19 protein-coding genes and 1 pseudogene are annotated in these 19,168 nt (G+C 72.1%); 8 read left to right on the top strand and 12 right to left on the bottom strand.

Annotated elements, in window-relative coordinates; all coding sequences use genetic code 11:
• Window positions 1-221: 221 nt before the first annotated feature.
• Window positions 222-476 (bottom strand): annotated as a pseudogene (locus ACWCO8_RS09435) (MBL fold metallo-hydrolase); the annotation flags it as partial.
• 174 nt (window positions 477-650) lie between these two features.
• Between ACWCO8_RS09435 and ACWCO8_RS09430 the strand changes: the two are divergent.
• From ACWCO8_RS09430 to ACWCO8_RS09420, 3 genes are read left to right on the top strand one after another with little or no spacing between them, the layout of a single operon-like run.
• Window positions 651-1,730, top strand: a complete 1,080-nt coding sequence (locus ACWCO8_RS09430) for a zinc-dependent alcohol dehydrogenase family protein (protein ID WP_451031739.1) — start codon at window positions 651-653, stop codon at window positions 1,728-1,730.
• Window positions 1,730-2,503 carry an HAD family hydrolase gene (locus tag ACWCO8_RS09425; RefSeq protein WP_451031738.1) on the top strand — a complete coding sequence of 258 codons (774 nt, stop codon included), beginning with the start codon at window positions 1,730-1,732 and terminating at the stop codon, window positions 2,501-2,503. The genes ACWCO8_RS09430 and ACWCO8_RS09425 overlap by 1 nt, the downstream gene beginning before the upstream one ends.
• Window positions 2,500-4,890, top strand: coding sequence for a glycoside hydrolase family 65 protein (locus ACWCO8_RS09420; RefSeq protein WP_451031737.1), 2,391 nt, complete (start codon window positions 2,500-2,502; stop codon window positions 4,888-4,890). Before ACWCO8_RS09425 ends, ACWCO8_RS09420 begins: the two co-directional genes overlap by 4 nt.
• 8 nt (window positions 4,891-4,898) lie before the next feature.
• On the opposite strand, the gene ACWCO8_RS09415 is transcribed toward ACWCO8_RS09420, so the two are convergent.
• Window positions 4,899-5,888, bottom strand: a complete 990-nt coding sequence (locus ACWCO8_RS09415; protein WP_451031736.1) for an Acg family FMN-binding oxidoreductase — start codon at window positions 5,886-5,888, stop codon at window positions 4,899-4,901.
• A gap of 22 nt (window positions 5,889-5,910) precedes the next feature.
• Window positions 5,911-6,534: a CBS domain-containing protein gene (locus ACWCO8_RS09410; RefSeq protein ID WP_451031735.1), complete on the bottom strand. Its 624-nt coding sequence runs from the start codon at window positions 6,532-6,534 to the stop codon at window positions 5,911-5,913.
• Window positions 6,535-6,780: 246 nt separating this feature from the next.
• On the opposite strand from ACWCO8_RS09410, the gene ACWCO8_RS09405 reads away from it, so the two are divergent.
• The 3 genes from ACWCO8_RS09405 to ACWCO8_RS09395 all read left to right on the top strand — a co-directional run bounded on the left by ACWCO8_RS09405 (window position 6,781) and on the right by ACWCO8_RS09395 (window position 10,084).
• Window positions 6,781-7,674 (top strand): universal stress protein, encoded by an 894-nt coding sequence (locus ACWCO8_RS09405; protein WP_451031734.1) that lies wholly within the window; start codon window positions 6,781-6,783, stop codon window positions 7,672-7,674.
• Between the two features lie 246 nt (window positions 7,675-7,920).
• On the top strand, window positions 7,921-8,223 hold the full coding sequence (locus tag ACWCO8_RS09400) for a universal stress protein (protein WP_451031733.1): 303 nt from the start codon (window positions 7,921-7,923) through the stop codon (window positions 8,221-8,223).
• A gap of 127 nt (window positions 8,224-8,350) precedes the next feature.
• A complete protein-coding gene (locus ACWCO8_RS09395; RefSeq protein WP_451031925.1) occupies window positions 8,351-10,084 on the top strand; it encodes a GAF domain-containing protein in 1,734 nt (577 codons plus the stop codon).
• Between the two features lie 6 nt (window positions 10,085-10,090).
• Here ACWCO8_RS09395 and ACWCO8_RS09390 read toward each other — a convergent pair whose 3' ends face one another.
• The 4 genes from ACWCO8_RS09390 to ACWCO8_RS09375 form a co-directional block, all read right to left on the bottom strand.
• Window positions 10,091-10,777, bottom strand: a complete 687-nt coding sequence (locus ACWCO8_RS09390; RefSeq protein ID WP_451031732.1) for a response regulator — start codon at window positions 10,775-10,777, stop codon at window positions 10,091-10,093.
• Window positions 10,778-10,818: 41 nt separating this feature from the next.
• The gene (locus tag ACWCO8_RS09385; protein ID WP_451031731.1) at window positions 10,819-10,965 is read right to left on the bottom strand and encodes a hypothetical protein; all 147 of its coding nucleotides are present in this window, start codon (window positions 10,963-10,965) and stop codon (window positions 10,819-10,821) included.
• Window positions 10,966-10,991: 26 nt separating this feature from the next.
• Window positions 10,992-11,450 (bottom strand): Crp/Fnr family transcriptional regulator, encoded by a 459-nt coding sequence (locus tag ACWCO8_RS09380; protein ID WP_451031730.1) that lies wholly within the window; start codon window positions 11,448-11,450, stop codon window positions 10,992-10,994.
• 282 nt (window positions 11,451-11,732) lie between these two features.
• On the bottom strand, window positions 11,733-12,392 hold the full coding sequence (locus tag ACWCO8_RS09375) for an HdeD family acid-resistance protein (protein ID WP_451031729.1): 660 nt from the start codon (window positions 12,390-12,392) through the stop codon (window positions 11,733-11,735).
• Between the two features lie 181 nt (window positions 12,393-12,573).
• On the opposite strand from ACWCO8_RS09375, the gene ACWCO8_RS09370 reads away from it, so the two are divergent.
• Complete coding sequence (locus ACWCO8_RS09370; RefSeq protein WP_451031728.1) at window positions 12,574-12,759, top strand: CsbD family protein; 186 nt, start codon at window positions 12,574-12,576, stop codon at window positions 12,757-12,759.
• Between the two features lie 24 nt (window positions 12,760-12,783).
• On the opposite strand, the gene ACWCO8_RS09365 is transcribed toward ACWCO8_RS09370, so the two are convergent.
• From ACWCO8_RS09365 to ACWCO8_RS09350, 4 genes are all read right to left on the bottom strand, one after another.
• Window positions 12,784-13,062 (bottom strand): SHOCT domain-containing protein, encoded by a 279-nt coding sequence (locus ACWCO8_RS09365; RefSeq protein ID WP_451031727.1) that lies wholly within the window; start codon window positions 13,060-13,062, stop codon window positions 12,784-12,786.
• A gap of 51 nt (window positions 13,063-13,113) precedes the next feature.
• On the bottom strand, window positions 13,114-13,557 hold the full coding sequence (locus tag ACWCO8_RS09360; RefSeq protein ID WP_451031726.1) for a DUF6325 family protein: 444 nt from the start codon (window positions 13,555-13,557) through the stop codon (window positions 13,114-13,116).
• 103 nt (window positions 13,558-13,660) lie between these two features.
• Entirely contained in the window at window positions 13,661-14,050 is a 390-nt protein-coding gene (locus tag ACWCO8_RS09355) for a hypothetical protein (RefSeq protein WP_362009972.1), read from the bottom strand.
• 267 nt (window positions 14,051-14,317) lie between these two features.
• Window positions 14,318-15,250 (bottom strand): MurR/RpiR family transcriptional regulator, encoded by a 933-nt coding sequence (locus ACWCO8_RS09350; RefSeq protein ID WP_451031725.1) that lies wholly within the window; start codon window positions 15,248-15,250, stop codon window positions 14,318-14,320.
• A gap of 113 nt (window positions 15,251-15,363) precedes the next feature.
• Here ACWCO8_RS09350 and ACWCO8_RS09345 point away from each other — a divergent pair, with 113 nt between their 5' ends.
• Window positions 15,364-17,523, top strand: coding sequence for an FUSC family protein (locus tag ACWCO8_RS09345; RefSeq protein ID WP_451031724.1), 2,160 nt, complete (start codon window positions 15,364-15,366; stop codon window positions 17,521-17,523).
• Here ACWCO8_RS09345 and ACWCO8_RS09340 read toward each other — a convergent pair.
• Window positions 17,510-19,162: a DUF4139 domain-containing protein gene (locus ACWCO8_RS09340; protein ID WP_451031723.1), complete on the bottom strand. Its 1,653-nt coding sequence runs from the start codon at window positions 19,160-19,162 to the stop codon at window positions 17,510-17,512. The genes ACWCO8_RS09345 and ACWCO8_RS09340 overlap by 14 nt on opposite strands.
• Between the last annotated feature and the right edge of the window lie 6 nt (window positions 19,163-19,168).

Raw genomic sequence — 19,168 nt, 5'->3', positions numbered from 1 at the left:
GCGAACTCCGAACGTGCGGATTCCTGGTCGTGGCGGCGGTCGCCGTACGTGGACTCCATGAGCAGCACATCGGCGCCCGAGAACGGCCAGCCGTGTTCGTCGGCATGCCGGGCGGCCTCCATCTGGAGACGGGCGCTGTCGCGGAGCACGATCCCGGCGAGCCGGGCCGTGTGGGCGCTGGTGAGGATCGGCCCACGGAAGCCCTGGCGGACCAGGCGGGGCAGGTAGCCGCAGTGGTCCAGGTGGGCGTGGGTGACGACCACGGCGTCGACGTCCGCGGCGTCGCGGGCGAAACGTTCCCGGTTGCGGCGTCGCAGGTTCGCGAAACCCTGGAAGAGACCGCAGTCGAGGAGGATCCGGGCATGGTCGCTCTCGACCAGGAACTTGCTTCCGGTGACCGTCCCCACGCCGCCCAGGAAGCTGAGCAGAGCCGGCCTGGGAGCGGCAGGGGCGGGGAACGGGGCTGCCTCGGACATGGCCAGCCCTCCTTCGGAGTGTGGGCCGGTCTCCACCCTCGCGTCCGGACCAACCCGGCCAGGAGGGTCCGAGCGGTCCCCTTCGGGGGCCGACCGGCCCATGCGCCGCCGGAGCACTCCCCGGAGCCTGGTGGACGGGGACCGCAACGACGCGCGAGGAAGTTGGTGGGCGCCATGAAGGCACTCGTCTTTCAGGGGCCGGGCCGGATCGCCTGGCAGGACGTGTCCGACCCGGTCGTCGAGGACCCCGCCGACGCGATCGTTCGCGTCGACGCCGTCACCATCTGCGGCACGGACCTCCACATCCTGAAGGGGGACGTGCCGGAGGTGACGCCCGGCCGGACTCTCGGCCACGAGGCGGTCGGCACGGTGGTCGACACAGGTGGCGACGTCCGCACGGTGCGACCGGGCGACCGAGTCCTGATCTCCTGCATCTCCGCCTGCGGCAGGTGCCGCTTCTGCCGGGAGAGCCGCTACGGACAGTGCCGCGGCGGAGGCGGCTGGATCCTCGGCCACACCATCGACGGCACACAGGCCGAATACGTCCGGGTGCCCTTCGCCGACCTGTCCGTCCACCCGCTGCCGGACTCGATCGACAGCTTCGACGCCGTCCTCCTCGCCGACATCTTCCCGACCGCCTACGAGGTAGGTGTGCTGAACGGCGCCGTGCGCCCCGCCGACACGGTGGTCGTGGTCGGCGCGGGTCCCGTAGGTCTGGCCGCCATCACCACCGCCCGCTTCTACAGCCCGGGCCGGATCATCGCCGTCGACCTGGCCGAGTCGCGGCTGACCGCCGCCCGTACCCTGGGCGCCGACGCCACCGTGACCACCGGGGAGCAACCGGAACAGCTGGTCGCGGATCTGACCGACGGCCTCGGCGCCGACGTCGTCATGGAGGCCGTCGGCGTTCCGGAGGCGTTCGAGATGTGCACCCGCATGGTCCGGCCCGGGGGTCGGGTCGCCAACATCGGAGTCCACGGGAAGCCCGCTGCCCTCCACCTCGAAGACCTGTGGATCAAGGACGTCACCATCACCACGGGACTCGTGGACACCTCGTCCACGCCCCTGCTGCTGCGCATGATGGCCGCCGGACGGCTGCCGTCGGAGGAACTGGTCACCCACCGGTTCGAGCTGGATGAGATGGAGGAGGCGTACGAGGTCTTCGGCCGCGCGGCCGAGACCGGTGCCATCAAGGTCGCGCTGGGGGGCCCGCAGCACACGGCCGTGAGCCTGCCTGCCCCGCCGGTGGCCTGATGAACGGCCGCGGCCGGGGTTCTCGGCCGCCGGAGGGTGTCGTTCTCGACACCGACGGTGTTCTGCTCGACTCCGCCGTCGTGCACGCGGCGGCGTGGAAGGTCGCGTTCGACGCCTGCCTCGGCGAACTGGCGCCCGGCAGTGGGACACAGCCGCCCTTCGACGCGGACGCCGAGTACCGCCGGCTCGTCGACGGCAGGTCCCGGTACGACGGCGCCGCGGCCTTCCTCAGCGCCCGCGGCCTTCACCTCCCACCGGGAGAGCCCCACGACGCACCCGGCTCCGGCACGGTCTGGGCCGTCGCGGCACACAAGGAACAGGCGTTCGTCGATCTGCTTCGTACGGAAGGCGTCACCGCCTTCACCGACGCCCGGCCGGCTCTCGCGGCCCTGGCCACGGCGGGCGTGCCGTGCGCCGCGGTGTCCGCCTCCCATCATGCCCGGGCGCTGATAGGCGCCGCCGAGCTCGCCGGCTTCCTCGCCGTGATCGTGGACGGCGAGGACGCCGCCCGTCTCGGCCTCGCCGGCAAGCCGGATCCCGCGCTCTTCCTGCGGGCGGCGGCCCTCCTCGGCAGCCGCCCGCAGGAGACCGCGGTCGCCGAGGACGCACTCGCCGGAGTCGAGGCAGCCAGTCGCGGCGGATTCGGTCTTGTCGTCGGTGTCGATCGCACACCGCTGGGGCGCGCCGCCGCTCCCTTGCGGGAGCAGGGTGCCGACCTGGTGGTGCCCGATCTCATGACGCTGGTCCGAAGAGTGTGGGGTGACCGCGTATGACCACCAGCTGGACGTGGAGTTACGACCGGTACGACCCGGAACGCGAGCCGTTGGTCGAAGCGCTCTGCACTCTCGGCAACGGTCGGTTCGCCACCCGGGGCTCCGCTCCCGAGTGCACCGCCGGGACCACGCATTACCCGGGCACCTATCTGGCCGGCTGCTACGACCGGCTCACCTCGGTCGTCGAGGGCGAGCGGGTGGAGAACGAGGACCTCGTCAACCTCCCGAACTGGACGCTTCTGCGCTATCGCCGCGTGCCGGACGACGGGCCACCCGGCGACTGGCTGACGCCCGACGCAGGGGAGCTGCGCCACTACGACGTGAGCCTCGACCTGCGCGCGGGTGTGCTCACCCGACGTCTGTTCTTCGAGGACGCCCGCGGACGGGGCCTGCGGGTCAGCCACATCCGCGTCGTTCACATGGGGGCCCCTGGGCTGGCGGCTCAGTGCACCGTCTTCCGCGCCTACGGGTGGAGCGGTTACGTCGAGGTGCAGTCCGTTCTCGACGGCGCCGTCACCAACGCCGGAGTCGAGCGCTACCGGCACCTCGACGGGCGTCATCTCACCGACCACCGGACCGGATTCCAGCCCGAGGGCGTCGCCTGGATCTCCTGTCGTACCGTCGACCCGGGCATCAGGATCGCCATGGCCGTGCGCACGCTCACCCGTCCCGTGCGGCCCGCGCGGGAGGCGGCCACGTCGGTCGGCACCGTGCAGACGTACCGCCTTCCGGTCGGTCCCCGCCGCTCGGCCATGGTCGTGAAGACCCTGGCGCTGCGTACCTCGCTGGACCGGCCCGCCGCCGAGCCGCACTCCGCGGCCCTCGACATGATCGCTCGTGCTCCGGCTTTCCCCCGGCTGCTCTCGGCCCACAAGTCGGCCTGGCATCGCATGTGGGAGCAGGGTGAGTTGCACGTGCCCGGGGAGGTCGGACGCATCCTGCGGCTGCACGTGTTCCACCTGCTGCAGACGCTCTCCCCGCACACGGCGGAACTCGACGTGGGCGTGCCGGCTCGCGGGCTGCACGGTGAGGCGTACCGGGGGCATGTCTTCTGGGACGAGCTCTTCGTGCTGCCCTACCTCGACCTCCACTTCCCCGAGGTGGCCCGGGCGCTGCTCATGTACCGGCATCGCCGGCTGCCGGCCGCCCGCGCGGCCGCCCGCCTTGCCGGTCAGCAAGGGGCCATGTATCCCTGGCAGAGCGCGAGCTCGGGCCGTGAGGAGACACAGGCCCTGCACCTCAACCCGCGCTCGGGCCGGTGGCTGGCCGACCACTCCCGGCTCCAGCGCCATGTGGGCTCGGCCGTCGCGTACAACGCCTGGCAGTACGCCCAGGCCACCGGCGATCGCGGGTTCCTCCACTCCGCAGGGGCGGAGATCCTCCTTGAGATCGCCCGCTACTGGGCCGGGGCCGCCACGTTCGATCCGGCGCTCGGTCGCTATCGCATCCGTGGGGTCGTGGGACCCGACGAGTACCACGACGCCTACCCCGACGCCGCGACCCCGGGGATCGACGACAACGCCTACACCAACGCGACCGCCGCCTGGGTGCTCGCCCGCGGCCTCGACCTGCTCGGCGAACTGCCCGAGGCCGGCCGCGCGGAACTCTCGGAGCAACTGTCGCTGGACGACGGCGAACTCGCCCGCTGGGAGGACGTCTCCCACCGTCTGTACGTGCCGTTCCATCAGGGCGTGGTGAGCCAGTTCGAGGGGTACGGCGAGCTGGCGGAGCTCGACTGGGAGGCGTACCGGGCCCGTTACGGCGAGATCCGCAGACTCGATCGGATCCTGGAGGCCGAGGGCGACACGGTCAACCGCTATCAGGCGTCGAAGCAGGCCGACACGCTCATGCTCGGCCATCTCTTCCGGCCCGAGGAGTTGTGCGGTCTGTTCGGCCGGCTCGGCCACACGCTGGACGACGAGACGTGGCGCGCGACCGTCTCGTACTACCTGCGGCGCACCAGCCACGGCTCGACACTCAGCAGCCTCGTCCACGGGTGGGTACTGGCCCGGCAGAAAGGCGCGGACGCCTGGCGCTACTGCGAGGAGGCACTGCTCGCCGACGTGGCCGACGTCCAGGGCGGAACGACCGGCGAGGGTGTTCACCTCGGCGCGATGGCCGGCACTCTCGACCTCGTCGAACGCGGGATCACCGGCCTGGAAACGGGACCGGAGGGGCTTCGCGTGGCTCCGGTGGCACTCGCGGAGATCCCACGGTTCACCTTCACTCTGTGCTGCGGCCGGCATCGAGGGGTGCGCCTGCGGATCCTCCCCGGGCGGCTGGCCGTTCGGGTTCCCGCCTCACCCGAGGGCCCGCTCGCCGTCGTGCTCCCCGGCGAGCGGAGGCTCACCGTCCCACCCGGACAGGAACGCTGGTTCCGCCTGTGAGGGGAGAATCAGCCGAAGCTGAGCACGTCGGAGACGGGACGGCGTGGCGTGGCCCACCCCCGGGGACCGTAGCCCAGACGGAACACCATGTGGACGTAGCTCGTCGTCGACGTCGGATCCCGCATGACGGAGCGGAGTTCGGACCACTCCAGGGGCTGGGACATGAGCGAGGTGGACAGGCCGTCGAGGGTCGCCCGGAGCAGTACCCGCTGCATCGCCTGACCCGCCTTCAGCCACTCTTCGGGGCCATCCTCGGCCGTGCCCAGAAGAGCGATCTGAGGTCGCTTCTCGAACCGTGCCGAGGCGCGGTCCGGCATGTGGCGGGCCGAGTCGAAGTCTCGGACGGGCGAGGTCACGTCGTACTGCCGTGGGCCGATGGCGTACGACGGGATGCCCTCGGTCTCGGAGTCCTCCTCGGACGTCCCGGTGCGCACCCAGGCCGCGATCTCCGCGCGAACGGCCTCGTCGGCGGCCTCGAACCGTTCGGATTCGTGGACGATCCCGAGGACGTTGTCGGTGTGCCAGGCCCCCGGTACGACCAGCCGGCACCCCTCCAGGACAGCCGCGGCGCGCAGACCGTCGATCACCTCGGAGGGGATCCGCTCCTCGGTGAAGGGGAAGCGGCTGGTGTGACGGCGCGACAGGGCGGGATGGAGTGCGGCGAGATCGATGTCGGCTTCGTTCGGTCCGCGAAGTTCCACGTCGGCGAAGTGCCATCGGTCTTCGGGGCGGGGCAGCAGCCGGGCCACGGCGGACAGACCCCTGTGGGCAGCGGCGACCCGAAGACCGAACAGGGCGGCGCCGCACCCGAGGTGGAGGGCGCGCTGGTCGGGGTCCTCCTGCGGCATGCCGCGCAGTGGATCGCCGTGCAGCTCGATGATGCCGGTGCCCGTCCTGTGGACGAACTTCCAGGGCTGTGCGTTGTGCATCGAGGGAGCTGTGACAGCGTCTTCCACCAGCGACGTCACGAGCGGTGGGGTCAGAGCGGTGTTCGACACGGCTGGTCCTGTCTGTGCGGAGTCACCACGGTATGTCGTGCGGAGTCCGGGCGGAGGGTGTGAGGCGTGTGTCGTCCTCATGGAAGGACAGCCGGTCCACCACGGCGACGACGCCGTCCACGCGCTCGGCGAGCCCGACGAGCGTCAGGGCCTGACTCCGCCGCCGGACGCGGCCCCCGAGCGTCACCACGCCGTCGAGGACGTGCACGTCCACCGCCTCCCCGGGCAGGTCCATGGCATCCGCGAGAACGTCCTCACGGATGCGGTGTCGTATCTCCGCGTCCGGGCGGAGATAGACGCAGAGCAGATCGCGGCGGGTCACGATGCCCACCAGTCGTTCCTCCTCGTCGACCACCGGAAGGCGTTCGACTCCGCGGCGCACCATCAGCCGCGCCGCGTCCGCCACGGTCTCCTCGGCGTGAACCGTGATGGCCGGTGTGGTCATCAGGTCCCGCGCGGTCAGTTCGTGACGGGCCAGGAGGTCGCTCTCGGACACGACGCCGACGACATGGTCGTCTTCATCCACGACTGGAACTCCGCTGATGTCGCGTTCGGCGAGCATCTTCGCCACGTCCCTGAAGGACGTCGCCGGGACGGCAGTGACCACGTCGCCGGTCATCAGAGCGCCCACCTTCATGTGCTTCATCGCCACGCCTCCTGTTCGAGGGCTCGGACGGTGCGAGGTCCCGCGTCACCACCCTCCAACGCACGCCCGGGGACGGCGAGGGCCGAATGGTCCACCGTCAGGACCGAACGGGCTCGGCACGGCCCGGTCCGCGCGCTGCCCAGCCGGGTGGGACCTTTGGTCCTGGCCTTGGCCCCAGCGGCCCTCCGGCTCCCCGCGACCGGATGTGAGGGTGGAAGCCGTCCTTCATCCCTGGGAGGAGGAGCCATGGACGGATCCACAGCCCGTCCCGGCCTCGGCAGGGTCGTCGTCGGCGTCGACGGATCACCCTCCGCAAGCTCGGCGGTCACGTGGGCTGTCGCGGAGGCGGCTCGGAGGGGCACGACTCTCTGCCTCGTCCACGCGGCAGACACGGACCCACCCGTCCCGTTTCTGTCCCAGGCGGAGATCGTCACGAGCCGACGAGCAGGGCGGGAACTACTCGACCGGACCGCTGACGAGATCGCGGCGAGCCACCCCGACCTGACGGTCGTCACGGAACTCACCCATGGCGCAGCTCCTGACAGTCTGCGGCGAGCCGCCGCCCAGACCGGCACGATCGTCGTCGGACACCGGGGCCTCGGCGGATTCTCCTCGCTGATGCTCGGATCGGTCGGCCTCGAGGTCGTGGCTGCCGCGGCCACGCCCGTGGTCGTGGTGCGCGGGGCCCCCGAGCCCGCCGAGGCCGGTGTCGTCCTGGCGGCGGTCCGGGACGAGGCCGATGCGGGCTGTGCCCGTGCCGCGGCACGCGAGGCACTGCTGCGCAACGTGCCTCTGCGGCTGCTGCACGTCTGGGGCGTGGGTCTGTCCGTCGGTTCACGGGCAGTGTCGCGCGAGGAGGGCGCCCGCGATCACGTCCATGTGCTGGCGGAGCTCTCCGACCGGGTCCAGGAGGAGTTCCCGGAAGTGACTGTGCGTGCCGATGGCCAGAAGAGCCACAGCGTGCCCGGAGCTCTCGTCGACGCGTCGCACCGCGCCGATCTTCTGGTCGTCGGCGGTCGGCGATCGCCCGGATACCTCGGACCGACGCTCGGTCGGACCACGCTCAGCCTGCTGCAGCACGCCCACTGCCCCGTGGAGCTCATCCCTCGGCAGGGACACGGACATGGGAGCACGTCATGACAGGCACCACGGATCGCAGCGGCATCGTCGTCGGTATCGACCCGGTCAAGAACGTGCACATGGCCCTCGCCTGGGCCGCGGACGAGGCTCACCTGCGTGGACTGGGCCTGCGCCTGGTCGTCGCGGTACCACCACCGCGGCACGACCCCCGACACGTCGACGACTCCCCCCGTCACCGGGCACAGCGGCAGGCCGGCACGGAGGCTCTGCGTACCGCGCTCGCCTGGGCGCAGGCTCGCCAACCGGGTGTCAAAGCCACGTCCTCCCTTCTTCTCCCTGCACAGCAGCGACACGCTGTTCCATGCCGAGCGCCGCCTGCTCTCGGAGACCACCGCGGGCTGGTCGGAGAAGTATCCCGACGTCCGGCTGACCCACGAGGTGCCGATCGGCTCCCCCGTGGAGACGCTCGCGGACGCTGCCGAGCACGCCCTTGCCGTCGTCGTCGGCCGTCGAGGCCGGGGCGGATACACAGGGATGCGCGTCGGCTCCGTCGTCCACGGGCTGCTGCACCGTGCCCACTGCCCGGTGATCACCGTCCCTGCCGGGTGAGCGGGCCCGGCTACTGCGGACCGCCTTTCGCCCGACGGACCCGACAGGATCGGGTGGCTCATCCGGACTACGGTGAGAGTGCGCGTTGCGGGTGCGGCCCGTGCGCTCGACGCAGCCGGAGGTCTGGATGGGTCGTGAGGGCCCGGAGCCCGCGGAGAACAGGCTTCCGCGGCTGAGACTCGACGAGCTGCTCGACGAGGTCCAGGTGCGCATCGACGAGGTGCGTGGCACGAGGGACCGGCTCAACGGGCTGTTCGAAGCCGTCATGTCCGTGGGCCGCGAACTCGACCTGCCGCAGGTGCTGCGCGGCATCGTGGAGGCGGCGGTGACCCTCGTGGACGCCGAGTACGGAGCCCTGGGCGTCATCGGCGACGACAACAGACTCTCCGAGTTCCTCCCCGTCGGCATCGGCGACGACCAACGCGAGCAGATCGGCGATCTGCCCTCCGGCCACGGCCTCCTGGGCGAGCTGATCCGCAACCCCCAACCGCTCCGCCTCTCCGAGCTGTCCGAGCACCCGGCCTCGTACGGATTCCCGCCCCACCACCCGCCGATGCGCTCGTTCCTCGGCGTCCCCATCCGGGTCCGCGACGAGGTGTTCGGCAATCTCTACCTCACCGAGAAGCGTGGAGCGGTGGACTTCGACACCGAGGACGAGGCCGTGGTGACGACCCTGGCTGTCGCGGCCGGCATCGCCATCGAGAACGCGCGCCTCTACGAGGAGGGCAGGCTCAGGCAGCGCTGGCTGGCCGCGAACTCCGACCTGACCAGCGCCCTCCTGTCCGGCGCGGAGGAGTCCCAGGTCCTCGACGGGATGCTGGAGCAGGCCGTGGACATCGCGGGCGCCGACATGGGGGTCTTCTACCTCGTGGGTACGGGCGGTGCGCTGCGGGGTTCGCTGGCCTGCGGCGACGGGGCCGAAGCGCACCGGGGCGTCGTCCTGCCGAGCAGCGAGGGCACCCTCGTCGAGGCCGCCCTGGCCCAGGAAGGCCTGGTCACGGTCGTCGATGTCGAGAACGAGCCGCGCATCACGGTGCAGCCCGAACGGTGGCAGGGGTTCGGGCCTGCGGTGGCCGTCACGGTCGGCACCAAGGAGCGACTCAGCGGGGTGCTGATCCTCGCGCGGCGCCACGGGAGGCCTCTCTTCACCACCGCCGAGGTCACGGCGCTTCCCGGATTCGCGGGGCAGGCCGCGCTGGCGCTCGAACTGGCCGACCGCCGTCGTGACGCCGAGCAGGTGAGTCTTCTGGAGGACCGAGACCGGATCGCCCGGGACCTCCACGACCTGGCGATCCAGCGTCTCTTCGCCACTGGTATGACGCTGCAGAGCGCCCGGCGCTTCGTCGAGCACCCGGAGGCCGTGGACCGCCTGACCCGTGCCATCGACGACCTCGACGCCACCATCAAGATCATCCGATCGACGATCTTCGGCCTCCGGGAACGCAACGCCCCTGGAGAACCACCCAGACTGCGCAATCGTGTCGTCAAAGCGGTCGACTCGGCCGCGTCGACACTCGGATTCGCTCCGGCGCTGCGCATGGAGGGCCTGATCGACACCGACGTGCCCGCGGAAGCGGCCGAGGAGGTGGTCGCCGTCCTCGGGGAAGCGCTTACCAACGTGGCACGGCACGCGCGGGCCCGAAGGGCGGAGGTGGCGGTCGTGGCCGACGAGGGGGTGCTGGTGGTGACGGTGAGCGACGACGGTGTCGGCATGCCGCACGGCGGCCGGCGCAGCGGGCTGCGGAACCTGTCCGAACGGGCCGAGCGGCTGGGCGGCACCCTGTCGGTCCACGCGCGAGCAGAGCCGGGCAGCGGCACGGTCCTCGAATGGCGGATTCCACTCCCGGGGGAGGGTGAGTGAGAGCGCCTAGGTGTCCTCGGCGTCGTGCTCGTGGACCTGCGCGGCGATGACAGCCGCCTGCACACGCCGCTCCACGCCGAGCTTGCCGAGCAGCCGGGAGATGTGGTTCTTGACGGTCTTCTCCGACAGGTAGAGCCGCTTGGCGATCTGCCGGTTGGTGAGACCCTCGCCGATGAGATCGAGCACCGACCGCTCCCTCTCGGAGAGCACCGCGAGCCGCTCGTCCTCCGGCGGCTTCGCCGCCTCGGGGTCGCGCAGCGAACGCATCAGCCGGGCGGTGGTGGCCGGGTCGAGCATCGACTGGCCCGTGGCCACGGTCCGTACCGCCGACACCAGATCGGACCCCTTGATCTGCTTGAGGACGTACCCGGCGGCCCCCGCCATGATCGCGTCGAGAAGAGCGTCCTCGTCGTCGAACGACGTCAGCATCAGACAGGCAAGCCCGGGCATCCGGGAGCGGAGCTCCCGGCACACGGAGATCCCGTCGCCGTCGGGCAGCCGCACGTCGAGAACCGCCACGTCCGGCCGCAGGGCGGGGCCCCGGGCCAGCGCCTGCTCGGCCGTCGACGCCTCCCCGACCACGTCCATGTCGGGCTCGTCGTCGATCAGGTCACGAAGGCCCCTGCGCACGACCTCGTGATCGTCGACGAGGAAGACGCGCGTCGGTGCGGCGGCTGTGGGCAGATCGGTCATGACGACCCCTGTGGTCGATCGGGTACTGACGGCCCCGCCCCTCAAGTGGATTGTCCGTCATCGAACGCCTCACGGGGCATGACCGAGATCCATTCGGGGACGTCGACGACCCCCTCCATCGCGCGCACCGCCCGCGCCAGGAGCGGCACCAGCGACCGGTCGGAGAGCGCGCCGCGGAGCGTGGCCACCCCCTCGGCCACCGTGGGGTGGAGATCTACAGGCCGCTCCCGTGCGGGGCGTAGAGATCCAGCAGCCGCACACGGGCGGAGAAGAGACGGTGGGCGAGCATCTGTCCGACGAAGTGGTCCAGGGCGAGGCCGAAGCGCGGATCGGAGTCCATCATCATCCGCACGGTCGCCGCGTCGAACTCGTCCGCGCGTACCCGCGTCATGGCCTCGGCTCCGAAATGCCAGCGGTACGGCTCGAACAGCCACGACCAACCGAGCAGTTCGCCGGCGCTGACGCTGTCGACCACGGCGGGCCGCTTACCGGGGACGCGGACGTCCAGGGTGACCGTCCCGGTACGGACGATCCAGAACCGATCGGCGTAGCCGCCTTCCTCGAACAGCCGGGTCCCTTCAGGGAAGTCCACCGGGCCGGCGCACTGCAACAGCCGGTCACGCTGGTCGGCGGAGAGAGCTGCTGTGAGCCGCGGGTTGGGGGGAGTGCTCATCGGGGACCTCCTCGGCGGTGTCGACTTCCAGTCTGGCTTCGGTGGGTGAGGGCGGAGGAGGGCCGGATGGCCCCCTTGGGGCCTGTTCGGCCCGTGCGAGGCGTGTCGGACCCGCCTCGGGCGTCCCGCCGTGTGCGGCACCCATCGGATTCTTGATCACGAACTCGACGCCGACTGGGCGACCTGCTCACACGAACAAGGACAACCCGGAGCGTCAGGTGCGGCTGACGTTCCTCGGGCAGTGAGCCGTGCCGGTGCCGGTGCGGGTGTCAGGTGCGGGTGTCAGGTGGCCGGGCCGGACGCTTCGTGGCCCGTGATGCCCGCCCTGCGCAGGGCCGACCGCCAGGCCAGGGCGACCGCGGCCTCGGCCAGGCCGATGAGAACGAGCCACAGGCCGAGCAGCCTGGTCAGGGCCTGGGCCGACTCTGTCGGAAGCGCCAGGACCACGACTCCCGCGACGATGCCGAGGGCCGCGACGGCCATGACGATGCCGCGGTGCGGCATGTTCTTGGTGGCGACGGCGGAGTACAGGGTGACGATCCCGGACACCAGCCAGACCGCGCCGACGATGAGCGAGAGCGCGGCGATCGTCTGGAGCGGGTTCCTCAGGCACAGCACCCCGCCCAGGACACACAGGACGGCCACGATCAGCCCGGGCACGCGGTCGCCGCTGTCGCGGCCGAACACGGCCACGAAGCGGAAGACGCCGATCACCAGCAGGTAGAGCCCGATGAGCACGGCCAGGACGTGCAGGGTCACGTCCGGCCAGACGAGCGCCAGGATGCCCGGTACGAGTGTCGCCAGCGCCGCGCCCATGAGCCAGGTCCAGGACCGGCCGAGACGCGCCAGCTGGTCCGCGGGGTCGACCGCGGAAGCCGTGGGCGCCCTCCCGGTCATGTCCTCCGGTCCGGCACCGGGTGAGGAGCCTTGTGGCATTGACATGTGTCCTCCTCACGCCCGCACGTGTGGATCGCTCCAGTGCCAGTGTGCGCTCTTCGCGTGGCCGCCGCCTTCGGCCGGGCGCCACGGTGCTTCCACGCGGGCCCGCCGACGAGCACCCGCGGGCGTCCGAACCTAGCGTGGATGGGGGGAAACGAAACGATGGGACGGAGGATCACGAGCAATGAGTGACGCCATGGACAAGGCCAAAGGCCGACTCAAGGAGATCGCCGGAAAGATCACCGGCCACGAGCGCCTCGAGGCCGAGGGCAGGACGGACCAGGCGAAAGCCAAGCTCCGTGAGAAGGCGAAGAGCGTTCGCCACCGGGCCGAGGGAATCGTGGACTCGCTCAAGCGTGATCGCTCGTAACCCTCGACCCTTCCGAAGGGCCGGTCAGCCGAGGATGCGGCGCTTCTGCTCCTCGAATTCGGCTTCGGTGAGCACTCCCTGCTCTTTCAGCTCCCCGAGTTGCTTGAGCTGGTCCAGTTTGCTCTCCATGCCGTCGTCGGCCGGCGGCGGAGCGGGAGCCGGCGGCGGTTCGGCCACCTGCGTCTGATAGCCCTCCTGAGCGGCCCAGCGACCCTGCTGGCGGCGCGACACGCGGTTGGACACCGCGGTCGCGGTACCCGCGACGACCGCCGTGCGGGCCACTCCGCGAAGTAGACCTGGCATCGCGTTCTCCTCTCACATCTCACGCGAAGTCGGCGCGCGAACGGCGACGGGTCATCCCGTTTCCTCGGTCGCTTCGAGCGACGCGAGGATGGCTTGTACGGGCACGCGCCCGGAGGCGACCAACTGGGCTCCGCCCCGCCGCAGGGCGGCGGCGAACGGCGCGGCCCACACGTTCTCGTAGATCAGCAGACCGGCCGAGTTGCCCGGCTCGACGGCGTTCGCGGCTTCCTCCAGGTCGTCCTGGCCGAGCAACCCCGACCGGGCGCCTTCGAAGACGGCGAGGTCGAGATGGCCGTCCCCGGTGAGATCCGCGATCTCCAGCGCGGTCACCGAACCGTCCTCGTCCTTCCTGATGAACATCAGGTCGAGGATCCGGATGAGGCCGCGGTCCACCAGGTCGACCAGGAGCGGGAAGCCCTCGCCCGTCATGCGGTTGCCTGGAAACTCGATCACCAGATAGTCGATGGGGCCGATCTCGTCGAATTGCTCGCTCACCACGTCACCTCTGATCCTGGAGGCCCCTGATCGCCATTCCAACACCGGTTGTCGCGCGGTGCATCCGGTACGGCCTCGCGACGGGCACGTGGGGGCGGGTCTGTCAGACGCGGGCCTGGCGGCGGGGGGTCTGGTCGTTGGCGAGGAGCGCCGACGTGACCAGGCGGACGCCGCGGGCCAGGCGGCTCAGTTGGTCCAGTTCGACGGCGTAGAGCCTGATCGTGCTCTCGATCGTCGGGCCGGAGACGCCCAGGGTGGGCAGTTCCGCGCGGCAGGTCTGCATGGCCACCCGTACCGCACGGATCTCGTGCTCGACCTGCAGCTGGGCGTGGCGGGCCAGCAGGACCGGGTGGTGCGTGAGGGTGGTGTAGCCGCCGTACCGGGCCGGCAGGAGGTCGCGCAGCCAGCGGACGGCCGTGGTCTCCCAGTTGCGGTTGCCGGGGGTCGCGACCGTGTAGGGCCAGTCGGCGTGGGCCTGAAGGAGGTGGGACATCGTCGTCGCCTTTGGGAGGTTCCTGGTGGGAGGGGCGCGGCGGCTCCGGCCCAGGGGTTGACCGGAGCCGCCGCGGGGGCACCCGTGTGGCGCGGAGTGCTCCCTGTGGAACAACTCAGGGGCCGACTGAGGAGGAGGGGGCCGACCCGACGCTGTTCTGCCCGTGCCCGCGGGGCCTCTGTAGTAAATATATATACCGTCGAGTACGCAAGGGCATGAAAAAATTCATTCGAGCTGGAGGCGTGAAAGGGCGCAGGTCGGACCCGGTCAGTCCTCCAGGAAGAAGTCGTACTGCTCCGACGCCTGCTCGTACTTCTCCAGCCGGACCTGGGTCCGCTCCGGATCGGCGTCCGCCATCGCCTGGAGGATGGCCGCGGACAGGACTCCCGGCGCCGAGTACGAGTCGAACACCAGCCGCGAGCCCGTACCGGCGGTGAAGCTCACGTCGGCCTCGTGGACCAGCGGGCCGAGCGCCAGGTCCGTGATCAGCGCGACGCGCAGCCCCGCGCCGCGAGCCGCCCTCATGGCGGCGAGGGTCTCCTTGGAGTGGCGGGGCATCGCGAAGGCCAGCACCCAGGTGCCGCCCGCCTCGCGCGACTGGAGCAGCGCGTCGTAGGCGACGCTGCCGCCGCGGGTCACCACCCGCACATCGGGGTGGATGCGCCGCGCCGCGTAGGCGAAGTACTCGGCGAGGGAGGCCGAGATGCGCAGTCCGAGGACCGTGAGCGGGGTGGAGCGGGCGAGCTCACGTCCGATGTCGAGGATCTGGTCGGTGCTCGCGAGGGAGCGGCGCAGTGAGGCCAGGTTCTCGATCTCGGCGTCGACCGCCGCCTGGAGTTCGTTGCGCCGCTTCGCCTCCCGTCCCTCGGGCGATCCGGCGATCGCGCTGAGCGCGATGGGCTGGAGGGCGTCCCTGAGCGCGGGATATCCGCTGAAACCGAGCGACGACGCGAACCGGGTCACGGACGGCTGGCTCACGCCCACGCGCTCCGCCAGTTCGGTGATCGACAGGAACGCGGCCTCGGTGAGGTGGTCGATCAGGAACTGGGCGATGCGCCGCTGGCCGGGGGAGAGCCGGTGACCGCCGAAGAGCGCGCGCACCTGGTCGACGGGCGACGCCTGCTCCGCCTCCGCCTCCGAGCCGTGCGTGCCAGGTGTGATCGCCGCCGCCTGCGCACGCGCCTGCTGCCCTGATGGCACGGGGTGCCTCCCTTTCGTCCCGATGCCGCCCAAGATAGTTCACGAACGGTGGCCGCATGGGGCAGAGATCGGTGCGGGGTGCCGTGGGCCGGGGTGTGGTCGATGCTGGTGGGGTGAGCGGTTTGCCGCGGGTGCCCGCCGCCTACGTGGGTGCGGCCCGCAACTCCGTGCGGGTCACGGTGGCCGCGGCGGGCGGGTTCTACCTGTTCCTGTACGGGTTCGGAGAGACCGTCGCCGCGACCTACGCGCTGTTCGGCGCGGTCTCGCTGGGGGGTCTCTCGCGCATCCCGGGGACCGGGCGGCAGCGGGCGGTCGTCCTGCTGCGGGTGGTGCCGGTGGCCCTGCTCCTCGTCGTCGTGGGGACGTTCCTGGCCGTGCGGACCGCGAGCGCGGTGGCCGGCATGCTGGTCATCGGCTTCGCGCTCGCCTTCGTCGCCGTCGGCGGGCCCCGCCCGGCCGGTGCGGCGCCGGGGCTCCAACTGCTCTACATCCTCCCGTCGTTCCCGCCGTACGCCCCCGACACCCTGGGGGAGCGGCTGATCGGGAGCGCCGTCGGGATCCTGCTGCTCGTCCTCGCCGAGGCCGTCCTGTTCCGCGAACCGGTGACCGTGCCCTACCGGGAACTCGCGGCCCGCGCCGCCGACGTCGCCGAGCGGTGCGCCGGGGAGCTCGCCCGGCCGCCGTACGTGCTCTCCCTGGACGCGGGCGACGCGTCCGGTGCGGCCGCCCAGTCGCTGCGCCCCTCGCACGTACCGGAGGCGGACCGGCCCGCCGGGCCCGGGGTCCGCTCGCGGGCGCTCGCCCATACCGGTCTCGCCGCGCGGACCCTGGTCAACCGGCTGCATCGGTTGCCCGCGGTGCCGGAGGGGCGGACACCCGCGGAGCCCGGTCTCGACCTGCTGCGCGCCGTCGCGCGGTCGACGGCCGACACCGCCGCGCTGCTGCGCGGAGTTCCTGGGGCGGGGGCCGCGAGTCCGGCCCGGGAGCGGGCGGCGCTCGCCGCCGCGCGGGAGCGGTCGGCCGACCCGGTGAGCCTGCGCCGTGACGCCGCGCTGCTCGAACTGGCGGATGCCGCCCTCGCCCTGTCGACCGCCGCGGGACTGGCCGTACGGGGACGCGGCGCCGGGCCCGAGCCGCCGCTCGGGCGGTTCTGGTACGCGCGCATGCGGGCCCCGCAGCTGTGGTGGCGGCGGCTGATCGGCAACGCGGGGTCCCGCTCGGTCTTCTTCCAGAACGCGGTCCGGATCAGCCTGGCCCTCGCGGCCGCCCGGGTCGTCGCAGGCCTCGACACCCTCCCGCACGGCTTCTGGGCCATGCTCGCGACGCTGAGCCTCACCCGGACGACCCTGGACGCGACCCGGTCCGTCATCCGGCAGGCCGTGACCGGCACACTGATCGGCGCCCTGTGCACCGCCGGGGTCCTCGCCCTGGTCGGGACGGACACCACGGTGTACGCGGCCGTGCTCGTACCGCTGTTGTTGCTCACGTTCACGGTCGGGCCCGTGAAGGGCGTCGGCTGGGCCCAGGCGTTCTTCGCGATCGTGGTCTCGCTGGTCTTCGCCCAACTGGCGCCCACCACCTGGGAGTTGGCCGAGGTCCGGCTGCTCGACGTCCTCATCGGCAGCGCCATCGGTGCCGTCTTCGGTCTGCTCGCCTGGCCGCGCGGCGCACAGCGGGAGGTACGGCAGTCCAGCGCGGCCCTGCTCCGTTCGGCGGCCGAGGCGGTGGTGGCCACGGCCTCGACGATCGCGGCGGGCGGGGTACGGGACCCGGCCGGCCCTCCCAGCCACGCCTCCCTGCGGCGCTCGCTCGTCCTGGCCGAGTCGGCGTACGCGCAGTTCCAGGCCGAACCCCGGGTGCCGGCGGCGGGGGAGCGGGCCCGGCCGACCGACTGGCAGGCCGTGCTGCTGACCGGGCACCACGCGCTGTGGGGCGCGGACCGGCTCCTTGCCGCCCCGCCCGTACCGGAGGGCGGCACGTCGGGCCCCGTCTCCGTACCGCCGCTCGATCCCGAGGCGGCCGCCGCGCTGACCCGGCGCGGCGACCGGGTGGCGGGCCGGATGCTGTTGCTCGCCGCCCGGCTCGAGTCGCCCAGGGACGCCCCCGGCGCACCGGACGCCCCGCCCGAGGGGACCTCGCCCGCCGGGGCACCGGGCCGCTACTACGCGGCCGAGACCTGGCTGGAGGCCCTCCTCGCGGACCTGGACCGGGTCACGGACGGTGGGGGCCCCGGCCAAGGCCCCGTGAGGCGCCCTCCGCTCAGAGGCCCGTGACCTTCGCGCTCGCCGAGAGGTCGTAGACCAGGGTCACCGTGCGCCGGCCGCCGGGGGCGAGGGGGACGTCCCAGCGGGCGATGCCGTCGGCGTCGACCGTGTCCGGGGCCGGGGAACAGGCGTCCTTGTGGAGGCGTACCTCCACCGCCGACACCTCGGAGACCGGGATCCGCTCCCGCAGGACGACCACCCGCTCGCCCTGCTCGCCGGGGGCGGAGAACCGGGACAGGTGCAGCCGGACCGTGCGGGTGACCACCGTCCGCTGGGTGAGCCCGGTCGTGTCGCGGGACTCCTCGGTCTCCCGGACCACCCGGTGGTCGTCGCGGCTGCCGAAGGCCAGCTCGACAGGGGCGCCCGGGGCGGTGAAGTCGAGCGTGCCGCGCCCGATGAAGCCGCCCGCGCGGACCAGGTCCACCGGCCCCGCGAGCAGCGCGTGCCCGGAGCCGTTGTCGAACCGCACCACCTGCGTGACCAGCGGCGAAAGCTCCGGAGAGCAGGCGTACTCGCTGCGCGGGGCCGCGCTGAAGGAGGAGAGCGGCACCCGGTGGGCGCGGCCGTCCCCGGGCACCGAGACCGGCGCCGGGGCACGGAGCACCCGTGTCTCGCCGCCGTCGTCCACCCCCGGCAGGCCGAGCACGGGGGCCGGGCCGAGCGTCCCGATCTCCTCCTCGCGCAGCTCGACGTCGACGGCGCGGCGCTCCGCCGCCGAGCGGTCCTTGAGGGTCAGCCGGTCCTCGCGCAGCCGCGGCGGGTCGGTGGCCAGGGCGGAGCGGGCCGTCGACAGGGTGAGCCGTACGTCCGACCAGTCCTCCCCGGTGCGCTGCCAGACGATCGCGTCGGTCTCCAGGGTGAGCGCGTCACCGTCGAGCACGGCACGGTACGCGGGCCGCCACAGCGCGCACGGGGTGAGGTGGCTGAGGCTCAGGGCGACCGGCCCCGCCGCCTCGGTTTCCAGCGTCAGCTCGACATGGCCGACCAGCTCGGCGGGATCCTCCTCGGCGAGGTCCATCGCCCGGGCGACATCGCCGAGTTCGGTGGTGAGCGCCTTCAACCGGACGTCGACGGTGCGGAGTTCCTCGCCGGACGTCTCGCGGTCGGCGTCGACCCGGTCCAGTTCGCGGGCCCAGCGTGTCCGTTCGGCCTCCCCGAAGCCGGCGCCCTCGCCGATCTCCCGGAGCAGGTCCCCGGCGAGAGTGCCGAGCAGTTCGAGGCGGGTACGGAGCCGGTCGCGGCGGCGCTCCAGGCCGACCCGCTCCTCTTCGAGGGCGTGCGCGCGCCGGCGCAGCGGCGAGTCCTCGTCGGTGGGAGGCTGCGGCCCGCGCGGGTTCCAGGCGCGGACCATCCGCACGTCCAGGACGGTCGCCCGGTGATCGGCCGTCAGCTCGGCGTGCAGGGTCCGGTCGACGGCGAGCGCCCCGATCGGTCCGAGACGCAGGCGGTGGACCCCGGCGGTCAGGTCGAGCACGGTGGCGCGTTCGACGTGGGCGCGGTCTTCGAGGCAGGTGACGGCGGTGACGGGGAGAGCGATCGCCTCCGGGGCCGCGGACTCGGAGGCCGTCGACTCCGGGGCCGTCGCGTCAGGGGCTACCGACTCGGAGGTCGGGGACTTCGGAGCCGAGGGCATCGGGGTGGTGGACATGGGTGC

Source organism: Streptomyces sp. NPDC001927 (assembly GCF_053594455.1).
The sequence above is the reverse complement of the archived record's forward strand: the minus strand, read 5'-3'. Positions and strand labels throughout refer to the sequence as shown.